This window comes from Streptomyces sp. col6 (assembly GCF_008042035.1).
Lineage (GTDB): Bacteria > Actinomycetota > Actinomycetes > Streptomycetales > Streptomycetaceae > Streptomyces.
This window is the reverse complement of the sequence record NZ_RDBL01000031.1, coordinates 1-9984: the sequence shown is the minus strand read 5'-3', so window position 1 is coordinate 9984 and position 9984 is coordinate 1. Positions and strand designations below refer to the sequence as shown.

Here is a 9984-nt window from a genome sequence, read left to right as displayed (position 1 = left end):
GAGCAGACCGCCGCCTGATCGCGCCCGTCGCGGCGGCCGCGCTGCTCGGCGGCGGTCTGCTCGCCCTCCAGGCACCGTCGGCGCAGGCGGCCGGCAACGTCGTGAAGGTGACCGGCTCCCAGGGCAACTGGCAGCTCACCGTGGACGGTTCGCCGTACACGGTCAAGGGCCTCACCTGGGGCCCCTCGGTCGCGGACGCCGGGAAGTACCTGCCCGACCTGGCGTCGATGGGCGTCAACACGATCCGCACCTGGGGCACGGACGCCACCAGCAAGCCGCTGTTCGACACGGCGGCGGCCAACGGCGTCAAGGTGATCGCCGGCTTCTGGCTCCAGCCGGGCGGCGGCCCCGGCAGCGGCGGCTGCGTCAATTACCTGACGGACACGCAGTACAAGAACGACATGCTCGCCGAGTTCCCCAAGTGGGTCGACACCTACAAGGACAACCCCGGTGTGCTGATGTGGAACGTCGGCAACGAGTCCACGCTCGGCCTGCAGAACTGTTACGGCGGCGACGAGCTGGAGGCCCAGCGCAACGCTTACACCTCCTTCGTCAACGACATCGCGAAGAAGATCCACGAGGTCGACCCCAACCATCCGGTCACCTCCACGGACGCCTGGACCGGAGCCTGGCCGTACTACAAGAAGAACGCCCCGGACCTGGACCTGTACGCGGTCAACGCCTACGACGCGGTCTGCAACGTCAAGTCCGACTGGGAGCAGGGGGGTTACGACAAGCCCTACATCGTCACGGAGACGGGCCCGGCCGGTGAGTGGGAGGTGGACGACGACGCCAACGGCGTACCGGAGGAGCCCACCGACGCCGCGAAGGCCGAGGGCTACACCAAGGCGTGGGGCTGCGTCACGGGGCACACGGGGGTGGCCCTGGGCGCCACGATGTTCCACTACGGCACCGAGGACGACTTCGGCGGCGTCTGGTTCAACCTGCTGCCGGGCGGCGAGAAGCGGCTCTCGTACTACGCGGTGAAGAAGGCGTACGGCGCGGACACCTCCGGTGACAACACCCCGCCGGTGATCTCCGACATGACCGTCGACAACGCCACCGAGGGCGTCCCCACCGGCTCCGACGTGCGCGTCAGCACACACACCACGGACCCGGACGGCGACGCGATCACCTACCAGGTCCTCTTCAGCAGCAACTACATCGACCAGAACAAGGCCCTGATCCCCGCCGAGACCAAGGACAACGGCGACGGCACGCTGACCGCGAAGGCACCGAGCAAGACGGGCGTCTACAAGGTGTACGTGAAGGCCAGGGACGGCCACGGCAACGTGGGCGTCGAGACCAAGTCCCTCAAGGTGATCCCGCCGAAGGTGGACGGCACCAACGTCTCCCAGGGCAAGCCGGCCACGGCCTCCTCCTTCCAGACCGACCCGACCGGCGGCTGCCCGTGCGGCGCGGACAACGCGGTGGACGGCAAGTTCGACACCCGCTGGGCCAGCGACTGGAGCGACCCGCAGTGGCTCCAGGTCGACCTGGGGGCCTCCACGGCCATCAAGCACGTGCAGCTCGCCTGGGACCCGGCGTACGCCAAGGGCTACGAGATCCAGACGTCCGAGGACGGCCAGAACTGGACGACGATCAAGACCGTGACCGACGGCAACGGTGACATAGACGACCTCGACGTCACCGGCACGGGCCGCTACGTACGCATCAACGGCACCGCGCGCGGCTCCGGCTACGGCTACTCGCTCTACGAGTTCGGCGTATACAGCTGACGGGAGTCCGGCGCTCATGATGATCACCTACTTGGACCGCGCCCGGCCCTACACGCTCGGCCTGTTCCGTATCGTCATCGGGTCGCTGTTCACCTGCCACGGCATCGCCTCGCTCTTCGGCGTCCTGGGCCGCGACACCCTCCGGGCGGGCACCTGGCCCGGCTGGTACGCGGCCGTCATCCAACTCGTCGCCGGCACCCTGGTGACCCTGGGCCTCGGCACGCGCACGGCCGCCTTCCTGGGCTCCGGCTCGATGGCCTTCGCGTACTTCGACGTCCACCAGCGGGCGGGCTTGCTGCCGCTGGAGAACGGCGGCGAACCCGCGGCCCTCTTCTGCTGGACGCTCCTGCTACTGACGTTCACGGGCCCCGGCGCGCTAGCGGCGGACCGCCTGTTCGCCACGCGACCGACGCCCCAGCAGCAGGACCACCACCTCGGCGTCCCCGTTTGAGGGAACGGCCACGCCGCGAACGGCCCCCGGGACTGCCCCCGGGGGCCGTTCGGCGTTGGAGGGGGGCGGGGGCGGCTCCTGAAAACCGCAGGTCGAACACCGGGGCGTCACGACCACACGGGAACGCCCCGAGTCACAGTGTCAGAACCAGATGGCACTGTGGGCGGCAAACCACGCAGATGGGGGGGCGGGACATGACGACGATTCCGAGTGGACGACGCGTCGAGCAGGCAGCAGTGAACGCGCTGCGCACTCTCCTGCAGAGTCACGACCACGTCGTAGAAGAGATCTCCGGACAGAACGACTACGGCGAGGACCTGTATGTCACCTTCGCCTGCGCCGGGCGAGTGACCAACGACGTCATCAAGGTCCAGGTCAAGGGGGGCACCTCGTGGAGACGTTCTTACGGCTACGCAGTACCGGTGCGCCAGCACTCCGAGACCTGGGCCAACGGCAACGTACCCGTGTTCTGTGTCGTCTTTGACCCGGAAACGGAGAAGTTGCACTGGGCGAACGCCACGAAACAGCTCCGTGTTGGCGGACAGAAGGGCCGTCGGCCGCGCACCATCAAGCTGCCTGCTGCGTCAGTGCTGGATGCCGGCACCATAGAGGACTTCGTAAACGAAGCGCGTGCGTACGTCGGCGGGTACCGGGGACGTAACGCGGTCCTGACTCATCTCGGAGAGATGGCCGGCGTAGTCTTCGATCGCTCGGACCATGTCCTTCACTGGGTCAACGAGTTCGACGAACAGTTGATCTTCTGGCAGCGTCCCGGAGAACCATACGCCACGCTTCTGCACAGTGACCTCGACTGGGATCCGATCCCGATTATGCCTAGCGGGTTGCTCCTGCCCGGCGCATGGGCCCAGGGACTCGATTTCGGCGAAGACTTCCCTGAGGAATTGCGACGCAGCTTCCCCATTCCGGTCATCAGTGGCGTGATCCTGAACATGCCAGAGGCTTTGTGGCTCGCCTCCTGTTTCTCTACGACGGAGAGGATCCGGCGTGGTGTTGAGATCCCAAAATGAGAGACCTGCCGACCACCTGGCCGCCGCCGACGTCGGCCAGATCACCCGCGCTGTGAAGCGCAAGCTCAAGATGCTGCAGTACGGGCCGGAGGTGATCGACGGATGCCTGGCCGGTACTGCCTGACCTTGCCGGCGCGATCATCAGAAGGTACCGAAGAAACGATGCCACCAGCTTGGCCGCTGAACGTGCCAGGGCAGTCGGCTCGGCCCGTCGTAGTCGCTCTCCAGTAGTTCCTCGGCAACCACGACATAGCCGAGGTCGGCCAGCGCCCGGTTGACCTTGGCAAGGTCCGCGCCGTCCAGCTCGCCCTCGGTCTGAGCGTCATCTGTTCCGAGGAAGGCGCCCGGGTTGTCGGCGCAGACCAGAGCCAGCGAGCCGAACTTGCTCACGCAGACGACGATCCGAGTGCCGCGTACGGTTGCATCTCCGGGCACGACGACGCGTCCGTACTCGCTGGAGTCCTGGGTGTCCCGCTCGGCCGTGCAGCGGGCTGCGAAGTCACTTTCGAGCCGGGCTGCCAGGACACTGAAGTGCGCTGCCGCCTCGACGCGGTCGTAGTGCTGCGGCGACTCCAGCCACTCCGGATCATCGAGCTCGCGCAGCAGCACCAGAAGATGCGCTTCACCCTCGGTCATGCACTCATCTTGACTCAGCAGCCGTCCACGGAGCGCCCCCGGGGCGCACCACACTCACCGTTCCCAGCATTACCCATTCAAGTTCAGTAGCGACTCACCCGATCTTGCATCAGCCAGATCACACCACGCATGGAATCAGTTACTGCAGCACGGTCTTGCGAACCGTCGTGGGGCGAGTCACTGACGATGCGCGTGCCAAGTGGTTGCAGCGGTTGCGAGGCGCTGGGTCCACGGGTCGGGGTCGGCGGTGCTGATCTCGGACCAGACGTTGGCGTTGGCGGTGGCGAAGGCGGTGATGCCTTCGGTGGGGGCCGTGTGCCAGGAGGGGATCTCGGCGGCCCAGTGTTCGGCGGAGGCGGGGGTGTGGCCGGATGCGATGAGCCAGATGACCCAGTAGCCGGCGTCGAGCCAGGCCGCTCCGCGAGTTGCCCAGGCCCAGTCGACCAGGCGGGCCCGGTCGCCCGTCGGGGCGTCGTCGTCCACGAGGACGTTGGTGTTGTTCAGGTCGGTGTGGAGCAGGTGGGGCCCGGCGAAGAAGCGGAGGTCGTCCGGGTGGGCTGCGTAGCGCTCCAAGCGCTGTTCGGCCTGGCGGAGTTCGATGCCGGGGCAGGGGGCATCTCCGAGGCGGCGTAGGAGAGTGGCGACTTCGGGGAGATCTGGGGAGTCGGGCGCGTAGTCGGCGTGGTGGCCTGTGAGCGCTTCGAAGCCGAGGAGGTCCCAGCCGGCCGTCTCGACACGCCAGCGCAGGGCAGGGGCCAAGCCGGTGAGGAAGGGGGCGACGGCAGCTTCTCGCCGCTGGGTCCAGGCGCGGGGGTGGTCGGTGCGCAGCCCCTTGACGTGCCAGGTGCCCGTGGCGGAGGTGACGCGGGCCGCGATCTCGCTGTTGAAGCCCTCGGTCATTTCCTCAACCGTGAGGAAGGGGCCGGTGTGCTCCTCGACGGCGGTACGAGCTGCGGGCGGCAGCTGATCGAGGCCGATGCGGGTGGTCGCCACGGGGCTTCACTCTTCCAGAAGGTGGTGGTGCGGGGGCTCCGGGCGGAAATAGACGTCCGGAACCCCCGCAGCTGTACGCAACCGGTTGTCTACCGGTACGGGTTGTCGTCGTTGCAGCCCGGGACGGCGCCCTCGGACAGCGCCTCCAGGTCGTCCAGGAGGATCACTCCCTCGGGCTCCTCCAGGGCAGGCGGTCGGGGGCTGATCTCCACCATGACAGCGGTCATGACGCTTCCTCGCTTCCGTGTTGGCAGTAGGTATTCAGTGGTGCCTTCGCCTCCTGGTACGCCTTGGCGAGCGGTCGGCAGACCCGGCAGGTGCCGGAGCGCTGACAGCCGCCGCAGCCACCGGTGCGAAGCATTCGGGCATCCGCGATGCCGGGCAGACGGAGGAGTCCGTCCAGGCCCTCGGACATGAGGTCGATGGGGTTCTCGCGGCCGATCTTGCACATGGTCGCCAGGCCGTGCGGGTCGACGTGGAAGAAGGTGTGTCCGGCCGGGCAGCCCTTGAAGACGCTGGTCTTGTCCAGGAATCCGGGAGCCTGCGCGGCCAGCGGTTCGGGCGTGCCGGTGTACGTGGGCGAGATGGTGCCGTACTCCTGACGGCTTGCCCCGTACCGCCCGGCAAGGGCACGCATGGCGTCCAGCTCGTGGGCGTTGTGCCGGGTGATGATCAGCGCCAGTTCGAGCGCGATGCCGGCCTCGCGCGCCGCGACGAGCCCCTTCTCGACCAGCTTGAACGCCCCCGACTTGCGGGTGAGCGAGTCGAAGCTGTCCGAGGTCGCCCCGTAAAGGGAGACGGTCACCTTGTGCGGCGGCAGATCGCGGAGGAGATCGATGATCTCGGGGCGGTGGAGCCGGGAGCCGTTGGTAAGGATCTCGATCAGCATTCCGGGGCGGTGGGCGAGTGCGTACGCGTCCACGAAGTCCCGGTCGATCAGCGGCTCGCCGCCCGTGAATTGGAGCCACAACACCCCGGCGTCCCGGAGCAGGCGCAGGAGCCGGACCTTGTCCGGCCGGGGCAGCCCCTCGAACTTCCGCTCCGCGAGGTAGCAGTGCTCGCAGTTGAAGTTGCAGCCCTTGTTGATCTCGTACGTGGCTCTGCCGTACCCGGGGCGGGTCTCGGAGCGTACGAGAACGGCGTCCCTCATCGCAGTGTCGGCCAGGTCCACGTTCCAGGCCGTGCGGGCGTGGTCGAGGAGCCAGGCCGGCAGAGGGCTGCTGCTCTCCGCGATCGAGGCCAGCTCCTCGTACAGGGGGCGGGGGATGCGCATGCCGCCCTTGGAGCCGGGACGGGCGATCAGGAACGTTCCGTTGTACGGGCTTGCGATCAGCTGGTGCACGGCACCTCCTCCGGGGTGTCTTCCCAGGTGTGCTGCTGGGCGTGGTCGACGAACAGGCAGCAGCCGTCACCGTCGGGTCCCGGGGCGGCCACCGGGCAGTCCGGCAGCACGACAAGCTCCGCCTCGCCCGCCCCGTGCCAGCGGAGCCACAGCGCGGTTCCGTACGCTCCGTTGTCGGTGAGGAGGCCGAAGTGCTCACCCTCGCCGTGCGCGGACAGCCGGCACTGCACTGCCGTGTCCACGTACGGGGCAGTCGACTTCTCGTGCGCTTCCCGTGCCAGGCCGAGAGGCACCCGGCGCCAGTGCGAGCAACGCATCACGACACCATCTGGAAGGACGCGACGGCGTTACCGGCCTGCCGTGAGCACCGGGGGCAGACGCACGGCGGGTAGCGGCCCGGATTCTCCGGGATCACCGGGTCCTCGCCCACACGTACCGCCTTGAGAGGCCCCCACGTCCGGCCGGAGTCGCGGGAAACCCGCAACGTCATCCGTACCTCGTTCTGTCCGTTCGCCATGCCAGGAGCATCGCGATCCACGGGCCCCGGCAGAAAGGCCAAGCGGATTACCCAACCTGGGTAGCATCACCCTCAGTAGGCTAATGGCAGCGATTCGTAGTCCTCATGCTGGAGCGTGCCGATGCCCGAGCCACCCCGCTCGCAGGAACTACCGGTCAGCCTGCTCACGGACCCGGTGATGATCGAGGCATGCCGGGCCCGAGACTTCGGCCGCATCTTCAAGCTGGTCAAAGCAAGGGCAGGCATCTATTCGTCGGTGATCGCGCGCCGCTGCGACCTGACCCCCAGCCGCGTCGGCGAAGTGATGTCCGGGCGAAGGCAGTTGTTGCACATGGACGTCGTCGAACGGATCTCGGACGGGCTTCGCATCCCCGGGCACATGCTTGGCCTTGCCCGACGCTCCTGGGAAACTCCGCCGGACCTGACGGCCACGCCCCGGGAACCGACCGAAGTGCCGGCCGCAGCCGCCGAGTCGCTTGGCGCCGGGCTGCCGGGGGCGGATGTCGACAGCATCCTCGCCCTGGCGGCCGAGCACGATCTCAGCCCCTCGACACTGGACGCGCTGCACTCGTCGATCGCGGACTACTGGCGCAGAGACGACGAGCACGGGGGCGAGACCTTACGGCCGGCAGTCGTGGGTCAGCTCCGTTACGTTGTCGGTCTCCTCAAGGAACAGCGGCCGGCTCCCCTGCGAACGGGCCTGCACAGCATCGCGGCCGAACTGGCCCGGCTCACTGGGTGGACCTACTTCGATGCTCGTCAGTACAACCAGGCACGCGCCTACTTCACCGAATCCCTTGGCCTCGCCAGGGCGATCGACGACCGCCAGTTCATGGCCAATGTTCTCGCTTGCATGAGCCTTCAGGCCACGTACGAGGACAAGCCCGGCGACGCCCTCGCACTCGTCACAGCCGCCCAGGACCAGGCCAGGGAAGCAGCAGGGACGACACCGCGCGTACTGGCGATGCTCGCGATGCGCGAAGCCTTCGCCCACGCTGCCCTCGGCAACCACGGTGCGACGCACACCGCGATCTCAGAAGCACACGGCCAGTTCGGGCGAATCAGCGCCGGTGATCCAGACCCGGCCTGGGTCGCCTATTTCGATGAACCGAAGCTGATCGTGGACACCGGCATCGCACACGGCCGCCTGGGCGAAGCAGCCCTCGCCGAACCTCTCATCGCGGACGCCCTCCACCGAGAGCACCGGACGAACCACCGAGGGCGCGCCTTCCACGCCTTCTGGCTCGCCCGCACCCAGCTCCATCGCGGCAAACTCGATGAAGCGTGCCACACGGCCATGGACGCCCTGGCACCCGCGGCGGCCGTCAGTTCCCAGCGGGTCGGCGGCCATCTTCGGGAGTTCTACGAGCAGTTGGAGCCCTTTCGCCGGGAACCCGCCGCAGTGGCGTTCGAGTCCCAGCTCCGGGAAACGCTGCCCCGTCAGGTCAGCGGATCGCCTCGTCCATGAGCACGTAGAGCAGTCCGACCAGGGAGCCGCTGCTGACGATCTCGCGCCGGTCGATCATGCCGCGCACCTCGGCCAGCGGGATCCACTCGATCCGGTCCGACTCATTCTTCTCGGTCGGCGGGCCTTCGTACGTTGCGCCGTCGGCGCGGAAGATGTGGTGCTGGGAGTCGGTGATGCCGTTGGCCGGTTCGGCGTAGATGAGCGGCTTGACCGAACCGGGCCGCCAGCCCGTCTCTTCCAGCACTTCGCGTGCCGCTGCCTCGGCCGGTGTCTCGCCCTCCTCGACCAGGCCCATGGGCAGTTCCCACGCCCAGGCGTCCGTGATGAAGCGGTGCCGCCACATCATCAGCACTTCGCGCTGCTCGTTGATGACTGCGGCCACGGCCAAGTGCCGGAGTTTGACGACGTGGTGCTCCCAGCGGTTGCCGTCCGGCGTCTCTACGTCGGTGAGCCACAGGTTGACCCAGCTGTTCTCGTAGATCGGACGCTCACCATGGATCTTCCACTGCATCGCTGCGGCCCCTCTCGATCGACCTCCAGCATCGCAGAGCAGCGGACGCCCGACGAACAGCTCCGCAGTGCAGGCAGCCTGGATACTGAGCCCGATGCCCGCAGTCAGCGCGCCCGGCCCTACGTGCTCGGCCTGCTTCGCATCGTCATCAGGTCGCTGTTCACCTGCCACGGCATCGCCTCACTCTTCGGCACCCTGGGCCGCGACACCCTCCGGCGGGCACCTGGCCGGCAGCAGGAACCCCACCTCGGCGCCCCCGTTCGAGGGGACGGCCACGCCGCCCGGCCCCGGGGGCGGGCGGCGTTCGTGGACGGGCCTGGGCGTAACCGCGTCAACCCCCATCGAGCCGAAACGGTATTGAAGGACGCTTCTGCCCGGTAGGGACGACACCCGGGCCGGGGCCGGTGTGCCGCCGACGCGTGCGAGAGGCTAGTCGCGCTCGGGCCAGACCGGGCCCTGGTCGGTCCAGACGACGCCCTTGTTGCGGCACAGGCAGAAGGGGTGGCCGGCCGGGTCGGTGTAGACGCGCCAGCCGTAGCCGTTGGGGCCGATGAAGTCCTGCCTCAGCGTCGCGCCGAGGTCGACGACGCGGCGCTGCTCCGACTCGATGTCGTCCACTTCGAAGTCGAGGTGGAACTGCTTGGGGTGCTCGCTGTCGGGCCACTGCGGAGCGCGGTAGTCGCCCACCCTGATGAACGCCAGCTCGATCTCGCCGAACCGGATACCGGCCCAGTCCTCGGAGCTGCCCTTCTTCACCGGACGGCCGGTGACCTCGGAGTAGAAGGCCGCCAGCTTCATCGTGTCCGGGCAGTCGATGATGAAATCGGTGAGTCGCAGCATCCCGCGATCTTGGCACAAGCCCACACCCGGCTTCGAGAGCAGGAGGCCCCAGGGGGCGTTCGAGGTACGGGCCCCGTCACAGCCCGGTTGCCGCGCGGACCAACCCCGCGACCGCCGTCGAGCGGCTGTGCGGGGGCCAGGCGATGACCGTGGTGACGTGAGGGCTGTCGGGGACGGGGACGGCGACCAGGCCCTCGTGGAGGCTGGTGCGGATCGTTTCGGGGACGATCGCGCAGGCGCGGCCCAGGGCGATGAGCTGGGTGAGTTGGGTGTGGTCGCGCACCTTGGGGCCGGGGCCGTCCGGGAAGGTGCCGTCGGGGCGTGGCCAGCGTGGGAGGGGGAGGCGCGCAGGCGCGGCCCAGGGCGATGAGCTGGGTGAGTTGGGTGTGGTCGCGCACCTTGGGGCCGGGGCCGTCCGGGAAGGTGCCGTCGGGGCGTGGCCAGCGTGGGAGGGGGAGG

General features: G+C 68.2%; 13 protein-coding genes and 2 pseudogenes. 6 read left to right on the top strand and 9 right to left on the bottom strand.

Going from position 1 to position 9984, the window contains the following annotated elements; translation table 11 throughout:
* The first annotated feature begins 14 nt into the window (after window positions 1–14).
* The 4 genes from EAO73_RS34570 to EAO73_RS36230 all read left to right on the top strand — a co-directional run bounded on the left by EAO73_RS34570 (window position 15) and on the right by EAO73_RS36230 (window position 3342).
* Window positions 15–1739, top strand: coding sequence for a discoidin domain-containing protein (locus tag EAO73_RS34570; RefSeq protein WP_147975515.1), 1725 nt, complete (start codon window positions 15–17; stop codon window positions 1737–1739).
* A 19-nt stretch (window positions 1740–1758) separates the two neighbouring features.
* Complete coding sequence (locus EAO73_RS34565; protein WP_147975514.1) at window positions 1759–2190, top strand: DoxX family protein; 432 nt, start codon at window positions 1759–1761, stop codon at window positions 2188–2190.
* Window positions 2191–2384: 194 nt separating this feature from the next.
* Window positions 2385–3218 carry a DUF4365 domain-containing protein gene (locus EAO73_RS34560; protein ID WP_191134341.1) on the top strand — a complete coding sequence of 278 codons (834 nt, stop codon included), beginning with the start codon at window positions 2385–2387 and terminating at the stop codon, window positions 3216–3218.
* On the top strand, window positions 3202–3342 hold the full coding sequence (locus tag EAO73_RS36230) for a hypothetical protein (protein WP_191134340.1): 141 nt from the start codon (window positions 3202–3204) through the stop codon (window positions 3340–3342). Before EAO73_RS34560 ends, EAO73_RS36230 begins: the two co-directional genes overlap by 17 nt.
* Window positions 3343–3359: 17 nt before the next feature.
* Here EAO73_RS36230 and EAO73_RS34555 read toward each other — a convergent pair whose 3' ends face one another.
* The 6 genes from EAO73_RS34555 to EAO73_RS34535 form a co-directional block, all read right to left on the bottom strand.
* Window positions 3360–3854 carry a hypothetical protein gene (locus EAO73_RS34555; RefSeq protein ID WP_147975488.1) on the bottom strand — a complete coding sequence of 165 codons (495 nt, stop codon included), beginning with the start codon at window positions 3852–3854 and terminating at the stop codon, window positions 3360–3362.
* Window positions 3855–4031: 177 nt separating this feature from the next.
* Window positions 4032–4847, bottom strand: a complete 816-nt coding sequence (locus tag EAO73_RS34550) for an aminoglycoside phosphotransferase (protein ID WP_147975487.1) — start codon at window positions 4845–4847, stop codon at window positions 4032–4034.
* An 89-nt stretch (window positions 4848–4936) separates the two neighbouring features.
* Window positions 4937–5074: a hypothetical protein gene (locus tag EAO73_RS36225; protein WP_191134339.1), complete on the bottom strand. Its 138-nt coding sequence runs from the start codon at window positions 5072–5074 to the stop codon at window positions 4937–4939.
* Window positions 5071–6189, bottom strand: coding sequence for a radical SAM protein (locus EAO73_RS34545; RefSeq protein ID WP_147975486.1), 1119 nt, complete (start codon window positions 6187–6189; stop codon window positions 5071–5073). The genes EAO73_RS36225 and EAO73_RS34545 overlap by 4 nt, the downstream gene beginning before the upstream one ends.
* Window positions 6177–6431, bottom strand: a complete 255-nt coding sequence (locus EAO73_RS34540; protein WP_412075922.1) for a hypothetical protein — start codon at window positions 6429–6431, stop codon at window positions 6177–6179. Before EAO73_RS34540 ends, EAO73_RS34545 begins: the two co-directional genes overlap by 13 nt.
* Window positions 6432–6505: 74 nt before the next feature.
* Window positions 6506–6706, bottom strand: coding sequence for a hypothetical protein (locus tag EAO73_RS34535; protein ID WP_147975484.1), 201 nt, complete (start codon window positions 6704–6706; stop codon window positions 6506–6508).
* 121 nt (window positions 6707–6827) lie between these two features.
* On the opposite strand from EAO73_RS34535, the gene EAO73_RS34530 reads away from it, so the two are divergent.
* Complete coding sequence (locus EAO73_RS34530; protein WP_147975483.1) at window positions 6828–8174, top strand: helix-turn-helix domain-containing protein; 1347 nt, start codon at window positions 6828–6830, stop codon at window positions 8172–8174.
* Here the strand turns inward: EAO73_RS34530 and EAO73_RS34525 are convergent.
* Complete coding sequence (locus tag EAO73_RS34525; protein ID WP_147975482.1) at window positions 8152–8685, bottom strand: NUDIX hydrolase; 534 nt, start codon at window positions 8683–8685, stop codon at window positions 8152–8154. The genes EAO73_RS34530 and EAO73_RS34525 overlap by 23 nt on opposite strands.
* A 123-nt stretch (window positions 8686–8808) precedes the next feature.
* Between EAO73_RS34525 and EAO73_RS37460 the strand changes: the two are divergent.
* Window positions 8809–8915, top strand: a pseudogene (locus EAO73_RS37460) (DoxX family protein); the annotation flags it as partial.
* Window positions 8916–9114: 199 nt separating this feature from the next.
* Here the strand turns inward: EAO73_RS37460 and EAO73_RS34515 are convergent.
* Window positions 9115–9525 carry a VOC family protein gene (locus EAO73_RS34515; protein WP_147975481.1) on the bottom strand — a complete coding sequence of 137 codons (411 nt, stop codon included), beginning with the start codon at window positions 9523–9525 and terminating at the stop codon, window positions 9115–9117.
* 76 nt (window positions 9526–9601) lie between these two features.
* Window positions 9602–9984 (bottom strand): annotated as a pseudogene (locus EAO73_RS34510) (hypothetical protein); the annotation flags it as partial.